This is a genomic window from Bradyrhizobium sp. ISRA442, assembly GCF_038085055.1.
GTDB lineage: Bacteria > Pseudomonadota > Alphaproteobacteria > Rhizobiales > Xanthobacteraceae > Bradyrhizobium.
In genome coordinates this window covers 270,271-294,807 of the sequence record NZ_JALGCN010000008.1, presented here as the reverse complement: position 1 = coordinate 294,807, position 24,537 = coordinate 270,271, and the positions used below count along the sequence as shown (strand labels likewise).

Sequence of the window (24,537 nt, the reverse complement as noted above, 5' to 3'; positions counted from 1 at the left end):
CACCGCCCGAGCTTGCCATTACAGCGGAGCAATAGCGAGGCAATCGCGCTCCATGGCACCGTTCACGCTCGCCCATCTCTCCGACCCGCATCTGCCGCCGCTACCGAGGCCCAGGGCGATCGAACTCGCGGGCAAGCGGGCGCTCGGCTACGTCAACTGGACGCGCAACCGGCACAAATACCAGCGCCGCGAGGTGCTCGACGCGCTGGTTGCCGACATCCATGCCCAGGCGCCGGACCACATCGCCGTAACCGGCGATCTCGTCAACCTGGCGCTGGAAGCGGAATTTGGACCGGCTCTGGCCTGGCTCGAAGGCGTCGGCCCGCCGGATTGCGTCACCGCCATCCCGGGCAATCACGACGCCTATGTCAGCGCCACGCGCCACCGCTTCGGCGAGACGTTCCTGCACTACATCGCAGGCGATGCGCCGGCGGCCGCGGCCTTCCCCGCCATCCGGCGCCGCGGACCGGTTGTGCTGATCAGCCTGTCCACGGCCGTGCCGACCCTGCCGCTGATGGCGACAGGCACGCTCGGCCGCGACCAGCTCGCAGCCCTCGAGGAGGTTCTCGCACAGCTTGCGAGTGAGGACGTCTTCCGCGTCCTCCTCGTGCATCATCCACTGCGCTCGCGCTCGCGTCACAAGAGGCTGACCGATTCGGCCGACCTCCTCGCCCTCGTCAGGCGGCACGGCGTCGAGCTGATCCTGCACGGCCACGACCATGTGCACTCGACGATGTGGTTCGACGGGCCGAACGGCAACGTCCCCGCGATCGGCGTACCTTCGGCCTCCGCGCTCGCCCATGGGCGCTATCCCGCGGCGGCGTACAACCTGTTCGCCATCGAGAGGGACAATGCCGGCTGGCGCTGCGAGCAGACGGTGCGCAGCCTCGATCATGGATTGAAGGTCCGGCAGATCAAGCACACGCGGCTGATTTAGTTTCGCCGTCGTTGCGAGCCACCGGGTCCGCGCAAAGCGCGGCCCGATGACAGGCTCCGCGAAGTAATCCAGAATCCCTCCGCGGAAACATTGCTGGATTGCTTCGCTGCGCTCGCAATGACGAGACTTTCACCAGCTCTGCAGCGCCGCAACCACGGCGACGCCAAACAGGGCGGCGGCGCCGAGGATGAAGCCGAACACGAACGGCCAGATGCGCGAGCGGCGCGGCGGCTCCGGCGCGACCGGCTTCGGCTCGGGCAATACGACCATCGCATGCTCGCGCTCGATCATGCGGCGGGCGACATACTCGGTGACGGCGTCGACGATCACGGCGGTATCGTGCGATTCGGCGAGAACGATGCGGCCAAAGCGGCTGTCCTGGACGAAGCGGTACATCCGCTTGTCGCGCCCCATCACGATGTGCGCGACGACATCGATCCAGAGCCTTGGCGCATCGCCCTGGCTGATGCCGCGGTCGAACAGGTCGATCTGCTCGGGCACCTGCGCAAACAACGGGTCGAGCGCGTCGTTGAGAATCTCCAGCCGCGCGACCTCGGCGTCGCGCAAATCGACCACGACGCCGGTCCGGTCGGCAGCCTCGATCCGCGCCCGCAGCAGCGCATCGCGCAGCCGTACCGGGCGCGGCTGGCTGGCATGGGTCCCGCTCGTCTCCGGCTCAGACATTCTCGGCCTCGCTACTCGAATACGGCCGTTAACCTATCAGCAACCACAACGTCCGCAAAGGGCCTACAATTCCAGATACTTACGGTGCCCACAGCCGGTTCACATGTGCCAAAAACAGACGATCCCACCCAGGCAGGGCCTGGATGGGACCGTCCGTCCTTGGACGTCTTCTTGAATTCGAGCTGGCAGCAACGCCGTTAAGCTGCCGGGGCGCGGTTCGGCTCTTCGACGATCGAGAAGCGGACGCCGGCCATGTGGCGGCTCTCTTCCGATACCTCGCGCCAGCAGTCCTCGGCTTCCTTGCGGGTCTTGAACGGGCCTTTGACCTGGGCCGAGCCTTCCACGAGCTTATGGAAGTTCATCGAGCCGAACTCACCGCCGATCACCCAGAAATTGCTGCCTTTGGTCATTGTCAGTCTCCTGTTGCCCTCGCGTGATCAGTCCGAAATCCGGCCGGACCCCGGACTGATCAATTCAAGCTGTTAGCCGAACTGGTTCATCGTGTTGTGGACGCCGCCCGCCTTCAGGGCAGCCTCGCCGGCGAAGTACTCCTTGTGGTCGTCACCGATGTCGGAGCCCGCCATGTTCTGATGCTTCACGCAGGCGATGCCCTGACGGATCTCGGCGCGCTGGACGTTCTTCACATAGCCGAGCATGCCCTGCTCGCCGAAGTACTCCCTCGCCAGATTATCGGTCGAGAGGGCTGCCGTGTGATAGGTCGGCAACGTGATCAGATGGTGGAAGATGCCGGCACGCTTGGCGGAGTCGGCCTGGAAGGTCCGGATCCGCTCGTCGGCTTCCTTCGCCAGCGGCGTGTCGTCATATTCCGCCTTCATCAGCTCAGCACGGTTGTACTTGCTGACATCCTTGCCGGCTTCCTTCATCGCATCATAGACCTGCCAACGGAAGTTGAGCGTCCAGTTGAAGGACGGCGAGTTGTTGTAGGCCAGCTTCGCGTTCGGGATCACCTTGCGGATGCGATCGACCATCTTGGCGATCTGCTCGATATGCGGCTTCTCGGTCTCGATCCACAACAGGTCGGCGCCGTTCTGCAGCGAAGTGATGCAGTCGAGCACGCAGCGGTCCTCACCGGTGCCGGGGCGGAACTGGTAGAGGTTGGAGGGCAGTCGCTTCGGACGCATCATCTTGCCGTTCTGGTTGATGATGACGTCGCCGTTCCGGGCGGTCGCGGCCGTCACTTCCTCGCAATCCAGGAAGCTGTTGTACTGATCGCCGATGTCGCCGGGCTTGTGGCTCACGGCGATCTGCTGCGTGAGGCCGGCGCCGAGCGAGTCGGTGCGGGTCACGATGATGCCGTCTTCGACGCCGAGCTCGAGGAACGCGTGGCGGCAGGCGCGGATCTTCGCCAGGAAGACCTCGTGCGGCACGGTCACCTTGCCGTCCTGGTGCCCGCACTGCTTCTCGTCGGAGACCTGGTTTTCGATCTGCAGCGCGCAGGCACCCGCCTCGATCATCTTCTTGGCGAGCAGGTAGGTCGCCTCTGCGTTGCCGAAGCCGGCGTCGATGTCGGCGATCACGGGCACGACGTGCGTCTGGAAATTGTCGATCTTCTCGATCAGCGCCTTTTCCTTCGCCTTGTCGCCTTCCTTGCGGGCGGCATCGAGCGCGCGGAAGATGTCGTTGAGCTCGCGGGAGTCCGCCTGACGCAGGAAGGTGTAGAGCTCCTCGATCAGGGCCGGCACCGAGGTCTTCTCGTGCATCGACTGATCCGGCAGCGGCCCGAACTCGGAGCGCAGCGCGGCGATCATCCAACCAGAGAGGTACAGATAGCGGCGATCGGTCGTGCCGAAGTGCTTCTTCACCGAGATCAGCTTCTGCTGGGCGATGAAGCCATGCCAGCAACCGAGCGACTGCGTGTACTTGGTGGGGTCGCCGTCATAGGCGGCCATGTCGGCGCGCATCAGCGCCGCGGTGTAGCGGGCGACGTCGAGGCCGGTCTTGAAGCGGTTCTGCAGGCGCATGCGCGCGACGGCCTCGGCCGTCACCCCGTTCCAGGTCGGCTGGATGTCGAGGAGCGCCTGAGCCGCCTCGATCTCGCTCCGATACGAAGCCGGGCCCTGGGTGATTCCGCGCGGTTGGAAGTTCATGTTCGTAATCCTTTCGGTAGCGACAGACCTGCAGCGTGGTGTCGCTATTTCTCAACATTCTTGACACTGCACTGCGAAATGCGTGACGAGAGCTAAACGCGAGAAACCGAAGTTCGTACAGAGTACTTGTATTTGAATGGTGATGTCTTGTAACATAAGAACTTGTAATAGATGTTATTTTGTAAAATCTGTAAAGATATGGGTCAGCTAGGCTGTCCTTAGCGCTCTGGAGAACTCGAAAATGGCCGTCGATTCCGGGAAGAAATTGTTCGTCGGCCCGCGCTTCCGGCGGATCCGGCAGCAATTGGGGCTGTCGCAGACCCAGATCGCCGAGGGGCTCGGAATCTCGCCGAGCTACATCAACCTGATCGAGCGCAATCAGCGCCCGGTAACCGCGCAGATCCTGCTGCGGCTTGCCGAGACCTACGACCTCGACTTGCGCGATCTCGCCACCGCCGATGAGGACCGTTTCTTCGCCGAGCTGAACGAAATCTTCTCCGATCCCCTGTTCCGTCAGATCGACGTGCCCAAGCAGGAGCTGCGCGACCTCGCCGAGCTCTGCCCCGGCGTGACCCACGCGCTGCAGCGGCTCTACGCCGCCTACGCCGAAGCGCGCCAGGGCGAGACCCTGGCCGCAGCGCAGATGGCGGACCGCGATGTCGGCACGCGCTTTGAAGCCAATCCGGTCGAGCGCGTGCGGGAATTGATCGAAGCCAACCGCAACTATTTCCCGGAGCTCGAGCAGGCCGCGGAAAGCCTGCGCGACGAACTGAACGTGCCGGCGGAGGGGCTCTATGCCGCGCTCGCCACGCGGTTGCGCGAAAAGCATTCGATCCAGACTCGGATCATGCCGGTCGACGTGATGCGCGAGACCTTGCGGCGCTTCGACCGCCATCGCCGCCAGCTCCTGATCTCGGAGCTGGTCGATCCGCCCGGCCGTGCGTTCCAGCTTGCCTTCCAGCTCGGGCTCGGCGAATGCGCGCAGCAACTCGAGGCCATCATCGGTCGCGCCGGCCCGCTCGACGACGCGCCGCGGCGCCTGTTCCGCATCACGCTCGCCAATTATTTCGCAGCCAGCGTGATGATGCCCTACCCGGCGTTCCTGGCGGCGGCCGAGGCGTTGAACTACGACATCCACGTGCTGGCGCAGCGCTTCAATGCCGGCTTCGAGCAGGTCTGCCATCGCCTCACCACCTTGCAGCGGCCGAACGCGCGCGGCATTCCGTTCTTCCTGCTCCGCGTCGACAATGCCGGCAACGTGTCGAAGCGCTTCTCCTCCGGCACCTTCCCGTTCTCGAAGTTCGGCGGCACCTGCCCCTTATGGAACGTGCATTCGACCTTCGACACACCCGATCGGCTGCTGAAACAGGTGATCGAGCTGCCCGACGGCACGCGCTATTTCTCGATCGCGCAGATGGTCCGGCGGCCGGTGGCGCCGCATCCGCTGCCGCAGCCGCGCTTTGCCATCGGCCTCGGATGTGAGATGCGTCACGCCGCGCGGCTCGTCTATGCCGCCGGCATGGATCTGGAGAAGGTCGAGGGCACGCCGATCGGCGTCAACTGCCGTCTCTGCGAACGCGAGAACTGCGCCCAGCGCGCCGAGCCGCCGATCACGCGCACGCTGATCCTGGACGAGACGACGCGGCGGGTGAGCTCGTTCGCGTTCTCGAACGCGCGGGAGTTGTGAGGGGCGTGTTGCGGTTGTTGCGTACCACATACACCGCCGTCATGCCCCGCGAAGGCGGGGCATCCAGTACACACAGCAGCCTGTCGGTTCTATCACAGCCGTCTCGGAGTACTTCATCGCCCGGTCAAGCCGGGCGATGACAGGTGAGAATGCGGCGTGAGCGATCTGTCCAATTCCTACGCCAGCGTATGCACGATCACCGGCCCCGCGGCCGCGCTCGCGTGCCCGGCGAGCAGCGAGCCGAGCTCCTTCTCGATCCAGGCGATCGCGCGCCGGTTGGCCTCCTCCGCCTGCTCGAACTTGTCGAAGATCGAGATCGCGGTGACGGTGTCGTCGCCGGCATAGACGACGTAATAGGCACGAAAACCGTCGACGTCGCTGATGATCGGAACGGCGCCGTCCTTGATGCGGCGTGCCAGCTCTTCCGCACTCCCGCTTTTCGCCTTGGCCTGACGGATGGCGGCATACATGGGATCCTCCTTCCGGCTGCTGATGTCGGGCATGGTGCCCTGGCCGGGATGTTACGCCGAAGTGCGGGGCCGATCCACGCTTGGTTAACCCCGGACTAACCCGCACCCCGCGGTCTGCAACCAACCATTAAGCACGCCTCAACATCGGTGCCTTAGTCTCGCCTCACTCACTTTTCGCAAACAACGACGGCCTATTCTGCCGCGCGAAGTGACATCAGGGGGTTCATCATGCGCGTTGCATTGCTGCTTGTGGCGACCGTCATCGGCGCGCTGTCCGCAGGTCCGCTGAACGCGGAGCCGGCGCAGCAGACATCCAATGCATCCGGGGAAGCGGCGCAGGCGCTGCCGCCCGGCTTCCAGAGCTATCGCGGCTACGCGTTCGACCTGACGGAGAACTCCGACCGCAAGGATGTCGACGCGCTCGCGGACAATCTGAAGCGCCAGCTCGACGTGGTGGAGAGCGCCGGCCTCAGCCCGCGCGTGCTGCGCTTCTTCCATTCGGTGCCGATCGTCGCGAGCGAGATGGCCTGCCTCGACGAAGGCGCCGCCGCCGCATGCTACGGCCGGGTCACGCCGGACATCCGGCGCACCGCTCCCCGGACGCTGACGGTGTGGGACCACGACAAGCAGCAATGGACCAACCCGAACGCGGTCGATCTCGCAGTCGATTCCGGGATCGGCGTGATCATGCTGCGGCCGAACATGATGGCCTATGAGAAGGCGCCCGTGATGCTGCACGAGCTGCTCCACGCCTATCATGCGCGGTTGTTGCCGGACGGCTACGCCAACAAGGGCGTGCTCGGCTACTATGCCTACGCCAAGTCCAAGGACCTGCTGCCCAAGGACACCTATGCCCTGAAGAACCAGATGGAGTTCTTCGCGGTCACCGCCAGCATCTTCCTTGCGGGCAAGGATGAGATCCACGAGCCGAAAACCCGCGAGACGCTCAAGGAGAAGATGCCGGACTACTACAAGTACCTGGTCGGCGTCTTCGGCTTCGATCCCGACCCGCAGGCCGCTTCCAGCGGACCGGTTGCCTCGCTGAAGTGAGGCGGAAAATAGCGCGCTAGCGCAAAACTACGCCAAGAAATCACGTCAAGAGCCGCGCGAGAAGCGCGGCTTTTTTGTTTTGTAAACCGGAACATGCGGATGACGCAGAGCCGGGAATTGCCAAGGCGGGGCCCGATCTGCATAGTCCCGCGCGCATCGATTTGGTGACTGTTTCAAAGAGGATAGAAGAACATGGCGGACGCCGACCTGGATGTCGTGATCCGGCAACTGGCCAGACAGCTACATACGGGCCTAATGACCCGCGCCAAGGAGCGACGGGATCGCTTCAATGGCCTCGCGGCCAAGGCCAAGGGCAAGGACACCCGGGACCGCTTCAAGATGATGGCTAAGGCCACCATGGAGCAGGCGACCGCCGCTGCAAGGCGCCTGCAGATGTCCGCCGACAACGTCGCCGACAGCTACGCGCGCTCGATGCGGCTCGTGGCCAGCACGCCCGTCGCGGAGAAGGCCGAGAAGAAGGCGGCGCCGAACGAGAAGCCGGTCAAGGAGAAGCCGGCGAAGAAGGCCAGGGCGAAAGCGAAGAAGGCCAAGTAGGATAAAGCCCCCTTCCTTCTTCCATTGTGGGCGAAGGTGACAAAGGCGGCCTTCGCCGCCGTTCTTAACAACGCCGAAGCGAAGCTTCGGCTATGGCGCCGGATGAGGGGTCGTATCCACGAACTCGACGCAGGAGGCTCGCGCGCGGAGGCCCCCTCACCCGTCTCGCCGCTATCGCCGCGAGCCACCCACAAGGGGAGAGGGTGCAGCATCAAGCGCTGCTCTAGAATCCTTCTCAACGCCGCGGCGCGTGGGCTCGGCACTCGACAGTTCGGCGAGGCGCGCGCGTGCGATCTGGCGGGCGCGATCGTCCTTGCCGGCCGGCAGCGTCAGCGCGGCCTTGAAATCGGCACGGGCATCGTCGACCTGTCCGCGCGCGAGATAGGCGAGACCACGGTCGAGCCGGACCTCCGGGTCGGATGGCGCAAGACGCATGGCGGTGGTGTAGCTCAGGATGGCGCGGTCGAGATCGCCATCGGCAGCGAGCGCGAGGCCGCGTTCGCGATAGGCTGCGGCATGTTTCGGGTCGAGCGCGATCGCTTCGTCGAAGTCGGCAATCGCGAGCCCCAGCGCACCGTCGTGCCGATGGGCAAGGCCGCGGTCGCGATAGAGCGAGGCGCGGTTGGGGTTGAGGCGGATGGCCTCGTCGAAATCGGCGATCGCCCGTCGCCAGTCAGCATGACGCAGCGAAATCCGCCCCCGCCCCTCATAGGCGAAGGCGATGAGCGACCCGCGGAACGGGCTGAAGCCGATCACGGCCGAGCAGATGTCCGGATCATCCTCGTCACCGCAATTGACGACCATGTGCGTGGACAGGCCGACAAGGATGCCCAGGACAATCAACACTGGCACCGCTGCTCTGGTCATCGTTGACCGCCACCGGCAACACGCCGGCCGCGCATCCCCTTTTGAAGAAACTCTCACGACGGGGGTGTTAGCACCCGCCGGAGAGATCCTATGTGCGCCAGCTCACAAAGCCGGATGCGATTTCCGGACGTACCGGCCGCGGATTTGCCTCAATCCCAAGCTCCTGCCCAAGCTCCTGCCGAAGTTCAGCCCCAAGGCCCGCGCGAGGACGAGCGGCCCCAGGGGCCGCGCGGCGGATAGTTTTCGTTGGCGCCGACGGACGGCGCCCCATGCGCGCCGAGCTCGGCGGCAAGCTGCTGGAGCGCCGCGATGCGGTTCTGCGTCGAAGGATGGGTGGTGAAGAGATTGTCCATACCGTGGCCCGACAGCGGGTTGATGATGAACATGTGCGCGGTCGCCGGGTTGCGCTCGGCCTCGACGTTCGGGACCTGATGCGCGGCGTTCTCGATCTTGACCAGTGCGGATGCGAGCCACATCGGCTGGCCGACGATACGCCCGCCGAGATTGTCGGCGGCGTATTCGCGGGTACGGCTGATCGCCATCTGCACCAACATGGCGCCGAGCGGCGCCAGGATCATCATCACGATCGAGCCGACGATGCCGGGACCGCTGTTGTTGTCGCGATGGCCGCCGAAGAACATGCCGAACTGCGCCAGCATCGAGATGGCGCCGGCGATGGTCGCGGTAATCGTCATCAACAGCGTGTCGTGATGCTTGATGTGCGCGAGCTCGTGCGCGATCACGCCGGCGAGCTCCTCGCGGCTGAGCTGGTGCATCAGACCGGTGGTGACGGCAACCGCGGCGTTCTCGGGATTGCGCCCCGTCGCAAACGCGTTGGGCTGCGGCTCGTCCATCACGAACACGCGCGGCATCGGCAGGCCGGCACGGCCCGCGAGCTCGGCAACCAGGCCGACGAGGTCGGGGGCGCTGGCGCGGTCGACCTCATGGGCACCATACATGCTGAGCACCATGCGGTCGGAGTTCCAGTAGGTGAAGAGATTGGTTGCCGCCGCGATGACGAGCGCGATCATGGCGCCGGAGGCGCCACCGATGAGATAGCCGACGCCCATGAACAGGGCGGTGAGGCCTGCGAGAAGAATTGCGGTGCGAAGATAGTTCATGGCCGTCTCCCGAGCCGGCCGCGGGGCGAGCCTTCCGGGAACACGCCGGGCCGGCCCTAGTCAGGTAGGGACGCGGTTGGGCCAACTGCAAGGTTTGGAGGTGCGTCCCGGAGCCGCGGCCGCATTTTTGCACAGTCATTCCAGGCCGATGCGCAGCTCGCCACCGCAATCCCGGAGATTGGGGCTCACCCTTCGGGGCGCCCGGAATGACGAAGGGATGGTTTGAGCACGATCATTCCATTACACTTCTTCAAGAATCCCCGCGTTTTCAAGAATCCCCGCGTTCCCTCCCCGCCGGAAACCTCATGCTCCAGACCCGATTTCTGATCGCGGCCGTCGCGCTCCTCGCATGCTCGACCGCGTCCGCCCAACTGCTTCCGCCGCCCGGCAGGACTGCGGCCCCAAGGGTAGCCGCACCCTCGCCGCGCGCGGCGTCGTGCCACAATGGGGCGAGCTTCGATCGCTTCCTCGCTGAGGTGAAGAGCCAAGCAGTGGCCGCCGGCGTGTCGCAGCGGACGATCGCCGAGGCCTCGCCCTACCTCGTCTACGACCAGGGCATCGTCAACCGGGACCGCGGCCAGCGCGTGTTCGGCCAGCTCTTCACCGAATTTGCCGGCCGCATGGCCGCGACCTATCGCATGCAGAACGGCCAGCAGCACATCAAGCAATACGCCGCGGCGTTCGCGCGCGCCGAGAAAGAGTATGGCGTGCCGCCGGCGGTGATCGCAGCGTTCTGGGGACTGGAGAGCGATTTCGGTGCCAACATGGGCAATCTGCCGACGCTGAGATCGCTGGTGTCGCTCGCCTATGACTGCCGGCGCTCGGAGATGTTCGTGAACGAGACCATCGCCGCGCTGAAGGTCATCGACCGCGGCGATCTTCATCCCGACGAGATGATCGGCTCCTGGGCGGGCGAGCTCGGCCAGACCCAGTTCCTGCCAACGCATTACGTCAACTATGCCGTCGATTTTGATGGCGACGGACGGCGCGATCTCCTGCGCAGCGGGCCCGACGTGATCGGCTCGACCGCGAACTACATCGCCAACGGCCTCAAATGGCGGCGTGGCGAGCCCTGGCTGGAAGAGATCAAGGTGCCGCAAAACCTGCCGTGGGAGCAGACCGATCTCAGCGTGCAGCAGCCGCGCTCGAAATGGGCGCAGCTCGGCGTCACCTATCCGGACGGCCGGCCGCTCCCGAACGATAACCTCGCGGCCTCGGTGCTGCTGCCGATGGGGCGCAACGGACCGGCCTTCATGGCTTATCCGAATTTCGCGGCCTACACCGAATGGAACAACTCGCTGATCTACTCGACCACCGCGGGCTATCTCGCCTCGCGTATTGCGGGCGCGGCCCCGATGCGCAGGCCGGCCCAACCGGTCACGCAACTGCCGTTCAGCGAGCTGAAGGAGCTGCAACAGCTCCTGGTGCGCGCCGGCTATAATGTCGGCAAGGTCGACGGCGTGCTGGGCCAGCAGAGCCGCTCGGCCGTGAAGGCGATGCAGATCAAATCCGGCCTGCCCGCCGATTCCTGGCCGACCGCGGAGCTGCTCGCGCGCATGCGCGGCGGCACCGCGCAGGCGCAGCCACAGGCGACTGTGCGGTAAGACTCTACTCAGTGTCATGCCCCGCGAAGGCGGGGCATCCAGTATTCCAGAGGCGTCGAGATTCATAACGACTGCCGCGGCGTACTGGATCGCCCGGTAAGCCGGGCGATGACGAGTGGAGAGAGCGACGCCAATGATATCGTTGCTAGTCGACGGACGCGGTAGAATTTTTGTCTCGCGCTGGCCACTCCGGCAATTGCATTTTCCCGTGATCCTCCCATGTCAGGGGCTCAGGTTTCGCCTGAGATCTCCCATCATTGAAGCGAGCATCACATGTCCTTCTACGACGCCGTCGTCCCCGCATACTTGCAAATGCTGAACAGCCTCACCGGCCTGCTCACCAAGGCGGAAGCGCATTGCGCGGCCAAAAAGATCGAGCCCAGCGTGCTGTTGGGATCGCGGCTGTTTCCCGACATGCTGCCGCTGTCGAAGCAGATCCAGCTCGTCAGCGATTTCGCGACCAAGGGCTGCGCGCGGCTGACGCACAGCGAAGTGCCGTCGACGCCGGATACCGAGACGACATTTGCGGAATTGAAGCAGCGACTGGCGAAGACCATCGACTACGTGAAGTCGTTCAAGCCCGAGCAGTTCGAGGGCGCCGACGCCAAGGACGTCACCTTCCCGGCCGGCCCAGACAAATCCATCACCATGAAGGGTCAGCAGTTCCTCAGCTCGTTCTCGCTGCCGAATTTCTATTTCCACGCCACGACCGCGCACGGCATCCTGCGCCACAACGGCGTCGAGATCGGCAAGCGCGATTTCCTCGGCGTGAACTGAAATCCGGCCATATCACCGGGCCGCGGCGGAGAGATCGAAACGGCTGCCGCGGCCCAAATTGCGCATGATTTATGCTACGCGGGTTGTAACGCGCAGCTCGCCTGCACTTTCCGTATGGCTCCTCCCTTGTGCCAATCGCCGCGATGCACAAGTGTTCCTGACCTTTCACCGCCTGGAAACATTCCCCGATGAGCCGTCCGACCAAATTGTTTGAGACCTACAAGCTCGGCCCGATCACGCTGCCCAACCGGCTGGTGATGGCGCCGCTGACGCGCAATCGCGCTGCGCCCGGCAGCTTCGTCCCGAGCCCGCTTGCCGCCGACTACTATGGCCAGCGCGCCTCCGCAGGCCTCCTGGTCACCGAAGCAAGCCAGATCTCGCAGCAGGGCCAGGGCTACCAGGACACCCCCGGCATCTATTCGAAAGACCAGGTCGCCGGCTGGCGCAAGGTCACTGACCGCGTACACGAGCACGGCGGACGCATCTTCATCCAGATTTGGCATGTCGGCCGCATCTCCCACACCGCGCTCCAGGCGAATGGCGCAGCTCCGGTCGCGCCGAGCGCGCTCCGTGCCAAGGGCAAGACCTTCGTCAACGGCACCTTCGCCGACGTCTCCGAGCCACGCGCTCTCGAGCTCTCCGAAATCCCAGGGATCATCGACGACTTCAAGCGCGCGACACGCAATGCGCTGGAAGCCGGCTTCGACGGCGTCGAAATCCACGGCGCCAACGGCTATCTGCTCGACCAGTTCGCCAAGGACGGCACCAACAAGCGCACCGACGCCTATGGCGGCTCCATCGAGAACCGCGCACGGCTGATGCTGGAGGTCTCGAAGGCGGTCGCCACGGAGGCCGGCGCCGAGCGCACCGGCATCCGCATCTCGCCGGTTACGCCGGCCAACGACATCTCCGACTCCAATCCGCAAGCCCTGTTCGACCACATCGTTGACGGCCTCAGCGCGCTCAAGCTGGTCTACCTCCACGTCGTCGAAGGGGCCACCGGCGGCCCGCGCGATTTCGCGCCGTTCGACTATGCGAGCCTGCGCAAGCGCTTTTCCGGCGCCTATATCGCCAACAACGGCTACGATTTCGATCTCGCGACCAAGGTGCTGGATGCCGGCAATGCCGACCTGATCGCCTTCGGCAAGCCGTTCATCTCCAACCCCGACCTGGTCGAGCGGTTGAAGAAGGGTGCTGCGCTCAATGAATGGGACAAGAACACGTTCTACGGCGGCAGCGCCAAGGGATACACGGACTATCCGACGCTGGAAGCGGCCGAGGCAGCGCAGTAGCTACTTCTCTCTCTCCCCGCTTGCGGGGAGAGGGTTGGGGTGAGGGGGAGTCTCAACGAGGTCGGAAGCAGTTGGACTCGAGGAGAGTCCCCCTCACCCGGATCGCGATGCGATCTTCGTCTCCCCGCAAGCGGGAGAGGCGAAGAGAAAAAGGGCGGGATCGCTCCCGGCCTTTCGCTTACGCCGACGCCCGCGCCTCTGCTTCGCTCGCCACCATACGCTCCACGATGCGGCGCATGCGCTGCGGTGCTGCGTCGATGGCGAGGCGGATGGTTTTGGCGTTGGGACGAACCTGAGCGACCTCCTCGATGCGCTCCAGAATCTCCTTGTCCTCATTGAAGGCGACGCGAAAATCGGCGTGCAGGCGCTGATCGACATCGGCATCGCCAAGCGCGAAATTGCGGACATGGAGCCAGTGGTCGATGCAGACATTGTGGTCAACCGGCGTGATGAAGTGGCAGGCGAAGATGCGCAGCCCACTGCCGCGGTCTGCCGGGTCGACGATCGCACCGGCATCGGCGCTGCCGAAGTCGATCACCGCGATGCAGGGGGCGACGTAGTCGTAATAGTGCCAGCGGTCGACATGGCCGCCGAAATTGCCGTACTTCGCAAACAGCGGAATTGGCGGCGCATTCCGGATCCAGCGCCATACCAACACGCCACGATCACCAAAGGTGTGCTCCACCGGAATCTCTTCGCTCGCGGAATTGCCCAGCGTCGACAGGTGCACGAAGCTGACATGCGCGGGATCGCAGAGGTTATCGGCGAGGTTGAGGTAGTTGGTCTCGATCCGCAGCGCATCGCCCTCGGCGGCATGCCAGCCGGCCTCACCGAACTGCGGCAGGTCGTGGATCAGCGATGGATCGGCCAGGGCCGGATCGCCCGGCCAGATCCAGATCAGGCCCATTTTTTCCCGGAGCGGATACGACGGCACCCGAGCGCTCGGCGGAATCACCGCTTGACCCGGAATCCGGACGCAACGCCCATCGGGGCCAAACGTCATGCCATGATAGCCGCATTCGATTGCATCACCCCTGAGCTTGCCCATCGACAGCGGCGCGAGCCGGTGCGGGCAGGCATCGTCGAGTGCGATCACCTCGCCTCCCTCGCAGCGGTAAACGACGAGGTCCATGCCGAGAATGCGGTGGCGCGAGAGCGCGCGCGTGACGTTGCGTGACCAGGTGAGCGGATACCAGGTATTGCGCGGAGCAAGCAGGTTCATGAGGCACCTCTAGTTCTTCAGTTTGGCCAACACCTCGGCGTCGGCGGGCTGGTAGTCCGCCCCATCGACATAACGCCAGTCGGTCATCACCCCCTGGCCGTCCCGCACTGCGAGCTTGCCGATATAGACGCCCATGGTTGACTGGTGATCGATCGCACGGAAGGCGATCGGGCCTACCGGCGCGTCGACCCTCAGATTCTCCATCGACTTGATCAGGTCGTCGGTCCTGGTCGAGCCAGCCGCCTCGATCGCTCTCGCCAGCACCAGCGTGTTGGTGTAGCCGATCAGTGCGCCGATATTCGGCGGCTCCTTGTATCGCGCGACATAGGCTTTCAGGAATGCGTCATGGGCCGACGTCTTGATCTCGCTCCAGGGATACCCGGTAACCAGCCAGCCGGGCGGTGCCTCGTCCTTGAGCGGCGCGAGGTATTCTGGCTCGCCGGAGAGAATGCTGACAACGGCGCGGTTCGTAAACGCATTCCGCGTTGAACCCTCGCGCACGAGCTTGGCAAGGTCGGCCCCGAATGTCGCGTTGAAGATGGCATCCGGACTCTCCGCCATCATCGCCTGCACGATCGCACCCGCGTCGATCTTACCGAGCGGCGGCCACTGTTCGGAGACGAATTCGACGTCGGGTTTCAATCGCTTCAGCTCGCGCTTGAAGCTCGCCACCGCGGCCTGGCCGAACTCATAGTTGGGCGCGATCGTCGCCCAGCGCCGCGCGGGAAATTTCGCCGCCTCCTGTGCCAGGATGGCAGCCTGGGTGTACGTGCTCGGCCGCAGCCTGAAAGTATATCGATTGCCCTTCTCCCAGATGAGGGCATCAGTCAGCGGTTGGGACGCGAGGAAGAAGATCCGCTTCTGTCGGGCGAAGTCGGCGACGGCCAGGCCGATATGGGAGAGGATCGTGCCGGTCAGGAGATCAACCTGCTCGCCGTCGACAAGCTGACCAGCAGCGGTGATGGCCACGTCCGGCTTGCCGGCGTCGTCGCGGGCGATGATCTCGAGCTTGCGGCCGAGCACTCCGCCCTTCCCGTTGATCTCGTCACGCGCGAGTTCCCAGCCCTGGCGATAGCCGTGGGTGCCGACCGGGAGGGCCGAATAGCTGGAGATCTCGCCAATCCTGATCGGCGGCGGCTCGGCCGCTTGCGCCGCGCGGCAGGCCACAGCGAGGGTAATTCCAACGAACGTCAGCACGGCCGGAACGCGCATATGAGCCTCCCGTCATTGGGATTAGCTATTATATGTAGTACTTACTACATAGTACTTACTACATAGCGAATATCAGGTGGACCGGGTTGTCAATGACGAAAAACCGGCGGGCTTGCCAAAAAAGCGGCAAGCTCCATCCTGCGGGTTGTGATTCCAGGGATACGCGATGGCCAACGATACAGAGCTGCCGGTTCGCACACTCGCCGCCCCGCGAAGGGCCAAGCGGAAACGGGCCCCAACGGCCCGACGGATACGGGCGCCCGACCAGACCCGCGAGGCCATTCTGCGCGCAGCGGTCGTCGAGTTCGCTCGTGAAGGCTATGGCGGCGCGCGGGTCGATCGCATCAGCAAGGCCGCCAAGAGCAATGACCGGATGCTCTATTATTATTTCAAGAGCAAGGAGAAGCTCTTCCACCAGGTCATCGAGCACTGTTATGCCGATCTGGTTGCGTCGGAAGAGGCGCTCGATCTCGATTTTTCCAGGCCGCGCCAGGCGCTCGCCGCACTGGTTGCCTTCAACTGGAACTATTACTGGGCTCACCCGGAGCTATTGAGCATTCTCGCCTCGGAAAATCTGTTCAAGGGTCGTCACGTCAGGAACAACATCCGCCGCAGCTTCGCCAATACGCAACTGAGCATGCTGGAGCGCGTGCTCCAGAGCGGCATCGAGCGCCGCGAATTCAGGCCGGACTGCGATCGCTTCCACCTTTATCTGTCGATCCTCTCGCTCACCTATTTCTATCGCGCCAACCTCTACACGCTGTCGAGCTATACGCAGATCGACCTTGCGGATCAGGCGATGCGGAAGGCGTGGCTTACGCATGTGCAGGCGATGATCGAGGATTTGGTGAAGCGGAAGGAGTGAGGGCCACGCGGAGCGCATGCGCCAATCTCGTCATTGCGAGCGCAGCGAAGCAATCCAGGCGTCTTTCCGCGGTGACAGTCTGGATTGCTTCGCTGCGCTCGCAATGACGATCTGGTTGCAGGGTGCACTCGCGCAAAAAGGAAAAAGGCCGGGATCGCTCCCGGCCTTTCGCATTTGTCGACGCTTACTTCGCTTCCGCACGCTTGGGCGGGGTCGCCGGCCACGACTTGATCAACGTGTCGTAGTCGACCGTTTCGCCCTTCGGCTTCTCGTTGGCGAGCTTGCGCTGCGGCGCGATGGTGCCGTCCTTCTGGGCCTTGGCGAACCAGTACTCGGCCGACTCCTTCTTGTGCAGCTTCGGACCGCAGGCGCCCTGCACGCCCGACTTCTCCAGACGCTCCATCACGGAGTCCTGGGCGGCCGCGAGTGCATCCATCGCCTGCTGCGGTGTCTTCGTACCGGACGACGCATCGCCGATGTTCTGCCACCAGAGCTGCGCAAGCTTCGGATAGTCAGGCACGTTGTTGCCGGTCGGGGTCCACTGCACGCGCGCGGGCGAGCGGTAGAACTCGATCAGGCCGCCGAGCTTCGGCGCACGCTCGGTGAACGACTTGTCCCAGATGTCGGATTCACGGATGAAGGTGAGACCGACATGGCTCTTCTTCAGCGACACCGTCTTGGAGACGATGAACTGCAGATACAGCCAGGCCGCCTTGCGGCGATCAGCCGGGGTCGACTTCAACAGCGTGAGAGAGCCGGCGTCCTGGTAGCCGAGCTTCATGCCTTCCTTCCAGTACGAACCGTGCGGCGACGGGGCCATACGCCACTTCGGCGTACCGTCCGCGTTCATCACGGCAATGCCGGGCTTCACCATGTCGGCGGTGAAGGCGGTGTACCAGAAGATCTGCTGGGCGATGTTGCCCTGCGCCGGCACCGGACCGGACTCGGAGAAGGTCATGCCTTGCGCCTGCGGCGGGGCATACTTCTTCATCCACTCCAGATACTTCGTGATCGAGTAGACCGCGGCGGGACCGTTGGTGTCGCCACCACGCTCGACGCTCGAGCCGACCGGGCGGCAGCCTTCCATGCGGATGCCCCACTCGTCGACCGGCAGACCGTTCGGAATGCCCTTGTCGCCGTTGCCGGCCATCGAGAGCCAGGCGTCGGTGAAACGCCAACCGAGCGAGGGGTCCTTCTTGCCATAGTCCATATGGCCGTAGACCTTGACGCCGTTGATCTCCTTGATGTCGTTGGTGAAGAACTCGGCGATGTCCTCATAGGCCGACCAGTTCACGGGCACGCCGAGCTCGTAGCCATACTTGGCCTTGAACTTGGCCTTGTACTCGGGGTTGGTGAACCAGTCGTAGCGGAACCAATAGAGGTTCGCGAACTGCTGGTCGGGAAGCTGATAGAGCTTGCCGTCCGGTGCCGTGCCGAACGACTTGCCGATGAAGTCGTTGACGTCGAGCATCGGATCGGTGACGTCCTTGCCCTCGCCGGTCATGTAGTCGGACAGCGCAATGGTCTGGTTGTAGCGGAAGTGCGTGCCGATCAGATCGGAGTCGTTGATCCAGCCGTCATAGACGTTCTTGCCGGACTGCATCTGGGTTTGAAGCTTCTCGACGACGTCACCTTCCTGGATGATGTCGTGCTTGAGCTTGATGCCGGTGAGCTCGGAGAAAGCCTTGGCAAGCGTCTGCGACTCGTATTCGTGAGTCGTGATCGTCTCGGAGACGACGTTGATCTCCATGCCCTTGAACGGCTCGGCCGCCTTGGCGAACCATTCCAGCTCCTTCTTCTGGTCGTCCTTCGACAGCGTCGAGGGCTGGAATTCGGCGATCCACTTCTGGATCACGGCGTCGTCGGCGGCGCGAACCGGCGCCGAGACGGCGAACGACACCGCGATGAGGGCGGCGGCGCTGGACATGGTCAGAAAATTGTTCTTGGTCAATGGACCTTTCCTTCTCCTAAACTGTCGCATGTTGTTCCTCCGTTGCAGCGACAAACCTTATACAGGCCCGGGTTGATCCCCGGATCTGGCCGTCCCTTCGCGAGCTTCAGACCGTGCGGAAAATGAGCACGGCCGTGGCGAGCGAAATTCCACTTGCGAGCCACAGGCTCGACACTTCGAAACCGTCCTCCCCGATCGGCAGCGTCGCGATCGCGTCGGTGCCGACGAGGCCGATCCACAACAGGTGGATGACGGCGGCCGTGATCAGCGAGATGAACAGGCGGTCGCCGCGCGTGGTCGGGATGCGCAGCACGCCGACGCGCTCGGCTTCGGGATAGACGGCGGCGAGCCACGTCATGACCGCCAGCGTGCAGGCGAGCGCGGCGAAAAAGATCGCCGTCGGCAACGTCCAGGCCATCCATGCGATGGATTCCATCGTCGCCTCCTCTAGACTCTGCCGAGCGCAAAACCGCGCGCGATGTAGTTGCGGACGAACCAGATCACGAGCGCACCCGGAATGATGGTGAGCACGCCGGCGGCGGCCAACAAGCCCCAGTCCATGCCCGCCGCCGACACCGTGCGCGTCATGATCGCGGCGATCGGCTTGGCCTGCACGGAGGTCAGCGTGCGCGCGAGCAGCAGCTCGACCCAGGAGAACATGAAGCAGAAGAAGGCGGCGACGCCGATGCCGCTCGCGATCAGCGGCACCAGGATCTTGATGAAGAAGCGCGGGAAGGAATAGCCGTCGAGGAAGGCGGTCTCGTCGATCTCGCGCGGCACGCCGGAGACGAAGCCCTCCAGGATCCACACCGCAAGCGGCACGTTGAAGATGCAGTGCGCGAGCGCAACGGCCCAAGGAGTATCAAAGAGTCCGATCGCCGAATAGAGGTTGAAGAACGGCAGCGCATAGACCGCGGCCGGCGCCATGCGGTTCGACAGCAGCCAGAAGAACAGATGCTTGTCGCCGAGGAAGCGGTAACGCGAGAAAGCATAGGCCGCGGGCAGCGCCACCGAGATCGAGATGATGGTGTTGAGGACGACGTATTCGAGCGAGTTGATGTAGCCGGAATACCAGCTCTCGTCGGTGAAGATGCGCCTATAGTGCTGCAGCGTCGGCGTATGCGGCCACAGCGTCATCGTCGAGACGATCTCGCTGTTGGTCTTGAAGCTCATGTTGACGAGCCAATAGATCGGCAACAACAGGAAGATCAAAAACAGCGCTATGATGACGCGGCGTCCGGGAATCGAGTGCATCAGGCCACTCCTTCCTTCGGCTTCAGCGCGGTCGCGGGCTGGAGCGCGCCTGCGGGCTTGCGCTCCGCCGCCGGCTTCTCTTCCGCCTGCACCTTCCGCTCGACGCCTGCATTGGTCATGACGGTGTAGAACACCCAGCAGACGATCAGGATGATCAAATTGTAGACCAGCGACAGCGCGGCCGCCTTGCCGAGGTCGAACTGACCGAGCGCGATCTTGACCAGCTCGATCGAGATGAAGGTGGTGGAGTTGCCCGGCCCGCCGCCGGTGACGACGAACGGCTCGGTGTAGATCATGAAGCTGTCCATGAAACGCAGCAGCACCGCGATCAGCAGCACGCGGTTCATCTTCGGCAACTGGATCGCCTTGAACACCGCCCAGCGCGAGGCGCCGTCGATCTGCGCCGCCTGGTAATAGGCCTCGGGGATCGATTTCAGGCCGGCATAGCAGAGCAGCGCAACCAGGCTCGTCCAGTGCCAGACGTCCATCACGATGACGGTGACCCAGGCATCGATGTCGTTGGACACGTAGTTGTAGTCGAGGCCCATCGCATTGAGGGTATAGCCGAGCAGGCCGATGTCGGACCGGCCGAAGATCTGCCAGATCGTGCCGACCACGTTCCACGGAATCAGCAGCGGCAGCGCAAGGATCACGAGACAGGCCGCGACGGTCCAGCCCTGGCGCGGCATCGAGAGCGCGATGACGATGCCGAGCGGCACCTCGATCGCGAGGATGACGAGCGAGAAGAACAGGTTGCGACCGAGCGAGGCGAGGAAGCGGCCGCCGAGATCGGTCGAGGGATCGAGCAATTCCTTGAACCAGCCGACCCCGTTCCAGAAGAACTGGTTGTTGCCGAAGGTGTCCTGCATCGAATAGTTCACCACCGTCATCAGCGGCAGCACCGCCGAGAAGGCCACCACCAGGAACACCGGCAGCACCAGGAACCATGCTTTTTGATTGACGGTCTTGTCCATCAGGCAGCTCCCTCCACCAGACGGCTGTCGGCATAGACGTGGACATGCGACGGATCGAATTTCAGCCCGGAGCTGCCGTCGGAGCTGGCGAAACCAGCGGGCGCGCGCGCCGCTAGCTTGGCATCGCCGACGCGGACGCGGGCGAAGCGGATGCGGCCGAGATCGTCGATGCGCTCGATCTTGGCCGAGAGCAGGTCCGGCGCGGGCGCGACGACGTCGACGAATTCGGGGCGCACGCCAATCTCGATCTTCGCGCCCGCCGGCAGCTTGTCGTAGCTGCGGTTGAGCGCGATGACATGACCGTCGATCCGCGCCTCGCGGCCCTTTACCTCGGCCGGCAGGATATTCATGCCGGGCGAGCCGATGAAATAGCCGACGAACGTATGGGCCGGCTTGTCGAACAGCTCGGCCGGCGTGCCGCTCTGCACCACGCGGCCGTCATGCATGACGACCACGGTGTCGGCGAAGGTCAGCGCCTCGGTCTGGTCGTGGGTGACGTAGATCATGGTGAGGTCGAGCTCGCGATGCAGCGCCTTCAGCTTCGAGCGAAGCTGCCATTTCAACTCGGGATCGATGACGGTGAGCGGCTCGTCGAACAGCACGGCGGCGACGTCGGAGCGGACGAGACCGCGGCCGAGCGAGATCTTCTGCTTGGCATCGGCGGTGAGGCGCGTCGCCTTGCGGTTCAGATAGGGTTCGAGATCGAGCAGGCGGCCGATCTCGGCGACGCGCTTGTCGATCTCGGCCTTCGGCACACCGCGGTTCTTGAGCGGAAACGCCAGGTTCTGCCCCACCGTCATGGTGTCGTAGATCACCGGAAACTGGAACACCTGGGCGATGTTGCGCTTCTGGGTCGACAACGATGTGATGTCCTTGCCGTCGAACAGGATTTTCCCGCGCGAGGGCGTGATGATGCCGGAGATGACGTTGAGCAGCGTGGTCTTGCCGCAGCCGGACGGCCCGAGCAGCGCATAGGCGCCGCCCTGCCGCCAGGTCATGGTGACCGGCTTCAGCGCAAAGCTTTCCGGGGCTGCGTCGTTGCCGCCGTAGGAGTGGGCGAGATCGACGAGGTCAATGCGGGCCATCGAACGCCTCCCTCACGAGCCCGGCGCGGCGACCAGACGGTCGGCCGCATCGAAAACGAAAACGTCGTTGGGATCGAGCACGGCATCGATGGTCTGGCCGGCCTCGAACTCGTGCACGCCGTGCAGGACCGCAACCCAGTTCAAGCCGTCACGGGTCAGATGCACGAAACTCTCCGAACCGGTGATTTCCGTCACCGTCACCGTGGCATGGAAGGCGTGGCGGTCAGCCTCACCGCTGGCGAGCCCGAGCTGATGCGCGCGAAAGCCCACGCGATAGGCGCCGTCGGCAAGTCCGGTGTAGAGGCCCGAAGCCGGCGACGTGGTGCCGCCGGCATATGCGACCTGCCCGTTCTTCTTCTCGATGCCGACGAGGTTGAGCGGCGGATCGGAAAACACTTGCGCGACCCGCAAGCTCTGCGGCCGGCGGTAGACGGTCGAGGTCTCGCCCATCTGCAGTGCCCGGCCTTCCCACATGCAGACGGTGTTGCCGCCGAGAAGCAGCGCCTCGCTGGGCTCGGTGGTGGCGTAGACGAAGATCGCGCCCGAGGCCTCGAAGATGCGCGGCAGCTCGGCGCGCAGCTCCTCGCGCAGCTTGTAGTCGAGATTGGCGAGCGGCTCGTCGAGCAGCACGAGATCGGCGCCCTTCACCAGGGCGCGCGCGATCGCGGTGCGCTGCTGCTGGCCGCCGGAAAGCTGGAGCGGCGTGCGCTTGAGGAACGGCTCGAGCCTGAGCAGTTTCGCGGCCTCCGCCACGCGCTTCTCGATCTCTTCGCGCGGCTTGCCCTGCACGCGCAGCGGCGACGCAATGTTCTCATAGACCGTGAGCGAGGGGTAGTTGATGAATTGCTGGTAGACCATCGCCACCGAGCGCTGGCGCACGTCGGCGCCGGTGACGTCCTTGCCGTTGACCAGCACCTTGCCCGTGGTCGGCTTGTCGAGGCCGGCGAGCAGCCGCATGATCGAGGTCTTGCCCGACAGCGTCGGCCCGAGCAGCACGTTGAGCGTGCCGCTCGCGAGCGTCAGCGAAACGTCGCGGATGTGCGGAATTCCGTCGACGGTCCGGGTCACGTGATCGAGCGCCACGGTCATGAGCGTCCTCCTGCTTCCAGCAGGGGACTTTGCTGCACGGCGTGGGTCCTGATCCAGTCGTCAAGCGCCGCGATCTCGTCGGCACTTAGTCGCAGGCCGAGCTTGGAGCGCCGCCAGACGATGTCCTCGGCGGTAACAGCCCACTCATTGGCCATGAGGTAGCGGACCTCGCGCTCGGTCAGCGTCGCACCGAAGGACTGACCGAGATCGGCGGCCGATTTCGCTTCGCCCAGCAGCTTGATCGCGCGGGTGCCATAAGCGCGCGCCAGGCGCCGCGCATGTTCGTGAGTGAGGAAGGGATAGCCGCGCTGAAGTTCCGCGATCAGGCCGTCGACGGCCGACACATCCATCTCGCCGCCGGGTAGCGGCCATTTTCCGGTCCAGCCCTCGCGCGCTTTCGCACTGCGAAGATAGGGCGCAAGCCGTTCCAGCGCCTCCTCGGCGAGACGGCGGTAGGTCGTGATCTTGCCGCCATAGATCGACAGCAGCGGCACGCCGCCGGGCGTGTCGAGCTCGAATACGTAGTCGCGGGTCGCGGCTTTGGCTTCGCTGGCGCCATCGTCATAGAGCGGACGCACGCCGGAATAGGTCCAGACCACCTCCTCCGGCGTCACCGGCTTGGCCAGATATTCGCTCGCAGCCGTGCAGAGATACTGGATCTCCTCCGTCGTCGCCTTCACCTTGGAGGGATCGCCGTCATAGTCGCGATCGGTGGTGCCGATCAGCGTGAAATCGTCCTGGTAGGGAATGACGAAGATGATGCGGCCGTCCGCGTTCTGGAACATGTAGGCGCGGTCGTGATCGTAGAGTTTCTTCACCACGATGTGCGAGCCCTGCACCAGGCGCACCTTGGCGTTGGCATTGACGCCGGCGCCACGGCCGAGCACGTCCTCGACCCATGGGCCGCCGGCATTGATGAGCGCCCGGGCCTGGATCGATGAGCGTGCGCCGGTCAGCGTGTCGACCATGCTCACGGTCCAGACGCCGTCGGACTGGCGGATCTCGGTGGCGCGGGTGCGGGTGCGAATCTCGGCGCCCTTGTCGGCGGCGTCGCGCGCGTTGAGCACGACGAGACGGGCGTCATCGACGAAGCAGTCGGAATATTCGAACGCGCGGGTGTAGCGATTCGGGATCAGCGGGCGGCCGACCTCGTCGTGCCTGAGATCGACCGAACGGGTCGCCGGCAGGAGATGACGCCCGCCGATGTGGTCGTAGAGGAAGAGGCCGAGGCGCAGGAGCCAGGCCGGGCGCAGGCCCGCATGATGCGGCAGAACGAAACGCAGGGGGCGAATGATGTGGGGCGCGATGCCCCAGAGGATCTCGCGCTCGATCAGCGCCTCACGGACCAGCCGGAACTCGTAATATTCGAGATACCGCAGGCCGCCATGCACGAGCTTGGTCGACCAGGACGATGTCCCGCTCGCCAGATCGTTCATTTCGCACAGGAAAACCGTGTTGCCACGGCCCACCGCGTCGCGCGCGATGCCGCAGCCGTTAACACCGCCTCCGATAATGGCGAGGTCGAAAATACGCTCCAACAGACGCATCCCCCGGCGACCGCCCGTTCCATCGGACGGCTACTTTCGTTTTTGATTAGATCACACCCGAAAGCGAAAGCAAGATGAAAGAGAAGCGAGAAGAGGCGAAAGCGGAACTTTTTTGTAGGCAACGGGTGGGTTGTCGGAAGGCACGAGGGCCCGCTCGACCGTCCCGCGTGCTCCTGCCACCGGCAC

At 64.1% G+C, this 24,537-nt stretch carries 23 protein-coding genes; 8 read left to right on the top strand and 15 right to left on the bottom strand.

Translation table 11 applies throughout. From position 1 onward, the window contains the following. Positions 1–52 precede the first annotated feature (52 nt). Positions 53–937: a metallophosphoesterase family protein gene (locus MTR72_RS19485; protein WP_280965514.1), complete on the top strand. Its 885-nt coding sequence runs from the start codon at positions 53–55 to the stop codon at positions 935–937. A gap of 129 nt (positions 938–1,066) precedes the next feature. Here the strand turns inward: MTR72_RS19485 and MTR72_RS19480 are convergent, their stop codons facing one another. The 3 genes from MTR72_RS19480 to MTR72_RS19470 form a co-directional block, all read right to left on the bottom strand. Beyond that, a complete protein-coding gene (locus MTR72_RS19480; protein WP_280965515.1) occupies positions 1,067–1,621 on the bottom strand; it encodes a hypothetical protein in 555 nt (184 codons plus the stop codon). Between the two features lie 197 nt (positions 1,622–1,818). Next, on the bottom strand, positions 1,819–2,031 hold the full coding sequence (locus tag MTR72_RS19475) for a DUF4170 domain-containing protein (RefSeq protein ID WP_280965516.1): 213 nt from the start codon (positions 2,029–2,031) through the stop codon (positions 1,819–1,821). Between the two features lie 72 nt (positions 2,032–2,103). Next, positions 2,104–3,729, bottom strand: a complete 1,626-nt coding sequence (locus MTR72_RS19470; RefSeq protein ID WP_280965517.1) for an isocitrate lyase — start codon at positions 3,727–3,729, stop codon at positions 2,104–2,106. Between the two features lie 241 nt (positions 3,730–3,970). Here MTR72_RS19470 and MTR72_RS19465 point away from each other — a divergent pair, with 241 nt between their 5' ends. Next, on the top strand, positions 3,971–5,416 hold the full coding sequence (locus MTR72_RS19465; protein ID WP_341510842.1) for a helix-turn-helix domain-containing protein: 1,446 nt from the start codon (positions 3,971–3,973) through the stop codon (positions 5,414–5,416). A gap of 176 nt (positions 5,417–5,592) precedes the next feature. On the opposite strand, the gene MTR72_RS19460 is transcribed toward MTR72_RS19465, so the two are convergent. After that, a complete protein-coding gene (locus MTR72_RS19460; protein WP_280965519.1) occupies positions 5,593–5,886 on the bottom strand; it encodes an antibiotic biosynthesis monooxygenase in 294 nt (97 codons plus the stop codon). A gap of 228 nt (positions 5,887–6,114) precedes the next feature. Here MTR72_RS19460 and MTR72_RS19455 point away from each other — a divergent pair, with 228 nt between their 5' ends. Continuing rightward, positions 6,115–6,936 carry a hypothetical protein gene (locus MTR72_RS19455; protein WP_280965520.1) on the top strand — a complete coding sequence of 274 codons (822 nt, stop codon included), beginning with the start codon at positions 6,115–6,117 and terminating at the stop codon, positions 6,934–6,936. A gap of 192 nt (positions 6,937–7,128) precedes the next feature. Beyond that, positions 7,129–7,491, top strand: coding sequence for a hypothetical protein (locus MTR72_RS19450; protein ID WP_280965521.1), 363 nt, complete (start codon positions 7,129–7,131; stop codon positions 7,489–7,491). 171 nt (positions 7,492–7,662) lie between these two features. On the opposite strand, the gene MTR72_RS19445 is transcribed toward MTR72_RS19450, so the two are convergent. Beyond that, positions 7,663–8,358: a tetratricopeptide repeat protein gene (locus MTR72_RS19445; RefSeq protein WP_280965522.1), complete on the bottom strand. Its 696-nt coding sequence runs from the start codon at positions 8,356–8,358 to the stop codon at positions 7,663–7,665. 185 nt (positions 8,359–8,543) lie between these two features. Continuing rightward, entirely contained in the window at positions 8,544–9,479 is a 936-nt protein-coding gene (gene htpX, locus MTR72_RS19440; RefSeq protein WP_280965523.1) for a zinc metalloprotease HtpX, read from the bottom strand. Between the two features lie 305 nt (positions 9,480–9,784). Between htpX and MTR72_RS19435 the strand changes: the two genes are divergently transcribed. The 3 genes from MTR72_RS19435 to MTR72_RS19425 all read left to right on the top strand — a co-directional run bounded on the left by MTR72_RS19435 (position 9,785) and on the right by MTR72_RS19425 (position 13,152). Continuing rightward, complete coding sequence (locus MTR72_RS19435; protein ID WP_341510841.1) at positions 9,785–11,083, top strand: lytic murein transglycosylase; 1,299 nt, start codon at positions 9,785–9,787, stop codon at positions 11,081–11,083. Between the two features lie 273 nt (positions 11,084–11,356). Further along, positions 11,357–11,860, top strand: coding sequence for a DUF1993 domain-containing protein (locus MTR72_RS19430; protein WP_280969489.1), 504 nt, complete (start codon positions 11,357–11,359; stop codon positions 11,858–11,860). 188 nt (positions 11,861–12,048) lie between these two features. Beyond that, on the top strand, positions 12,049–13,152 hold the full coding sequence (locus MTR72_RS19425) for an alkene reductase (protein WP_280969488.1): 1,104 nt from the start codon (positions 12,049–12,051) through the stop codon (positions 13,150–13,152). A 178-nt stretch (positions 13,153–13,330) separates the two neighbouring features. Here MTR72_RS19425 and MTR72_RS19420 read toward each other — a convergent pair whose 3' ends face one another. Then, positions 13,331–14,374, bottom strand: a complete 1,044-nt coding sequence (locus MTR72_RS19420; RefSeq protein ID WP_280969487.1) for an aromatic ring-hydroxylating dioxygenase subunit alpha — start codon at positions 14,372–14,374, stop codon at positions 13,331–13,333. A 9-nt stretch (positions 14,375–14,383) separates the two neighbouring features. Beyond that, positions 14,384–15,586, bottom strand: a complete 1,203-nt coding sequence (locus tag MTR72_RS19415) for an ABC transporter substrate-binding protein (protein WP_280969486.1) — start codon at positions 15,584–15,586, stop codon at positions 14,384–14,386. Positions 15,587–15,752: 166 nt separating this feature from the next. Here MTR72_RS19415 and MTR72_RS19410 point away from each other — a divergent pair, with 166 nt between their 5' ends. Then, positions 15,753–16,451 (top strand): TetR/AcrR family transcriptional regulator, encoded by a 699-nt coding sequence (locus MTR72_RS19410; RefSeq protein WP_280969485.1) that lies wholly within the window; start codon positions 15,753–15,755, stop codon positions 16,449–16,451. 184 nt (positions 16,452–16,635) lie between these two features. Here the strand turns inward: MTR72_RS19410 and MTR72_RS19405 are convergent, their stop codons facing one another. The 7 genes from MTR72_RS19405 to glpD form a co-directional block, all read right to left on the bottom strand. Beyond that, positions 16,636–18,378 carry an ABC transporter substrate-binding protein gene (locus tag MTR72_RS19405; protein WP_280970914.1) on the bottom strand — a complete coding sequence of 581 codons (1,743 nt, stop codon included), beginning with the start codon at positions 18,376–18,378 and terminating at the stop codon, positions 16,636–16,638. A 130-nt stretch (positions 18,379–18,508) separates the two neighbouring features. Then, positions 18,509–18,838: a DUF2160 domain-containing protein gene (locus MTR72_RS19400; protein WP_280969484.1), complete on the bottom strand. Its 330-nt coding sequence runs from the start codon at positions 18,836–18,838 to the stop codon at positions 18,509–18,511. Between the two features lie 11 nt (positions 18,839–18,849). Beyond that, positions 18,850–19,656, bottom strand: coding sequence for a carbohydrate ABC transporter permease (locus tag MTR72_RS19395; RefSeq protein ID WP_341510840.1), 807 nt, complete (start codon positions 19,654–19,656; stop codon positions 18,850–18,852). Next, positions 19,656–20,630: a carbohydrate ABC transporter permease gene (locus MTR72_RS19390; protein WP_280969483.1), complete on the bottom strand. Its 975-nt coding sequence runs from the start codon at positions 20,628–20,630 to the stop codon at positions 19,656–19,658. Before MTR72_RS19390 ends, MTR72_RS19395 begins: the two co-directional genes overlap by 1 nt. Further along, positions 20,630–21,715: an ABC transporter ATP-binding protein gene (locus MTR72_RS19385; RefSeq protein ID WP_341510839.1), complete on the bottom strand. Its 1,086-nt coding sequence runs from the start codon at positions 21,713–21,715 to the stop codon at positions 20,630–20,632. The genes MTR72_RS19390 and MTR72_RS19385 overlap by 1 nt, the downstream gene beginning before the upstream one ends. A gap of 12 nt (positions 21,716–21,727) precedes the next feature. After that, entirely contained in the window at positions 21,728–22,804 is a 1,077-nt protein-coding gene (locus MTR72_RS19380) for an ABC transporter ATP-binding protein (protein ID WP_280969481.1), read from the bottom strand. After that, positions 22,801–24,351, bottom strand: coding sequence for a glycerol-3-phosphate dehydrogenase (gene glpD / locus MTR72_RS19375; RefSeq protein WP_280969480.1), 1,551 nt, complete (start codon positions 24,349–24,351; stop codon positions 22,801–22,803). The genes MTR72_RS19380 and glpD overlap by 4 nt, the downstream gene beginning before the upstream one ends. Positions 24,352–24,537 lie beyond the last annotated feature (186 nt).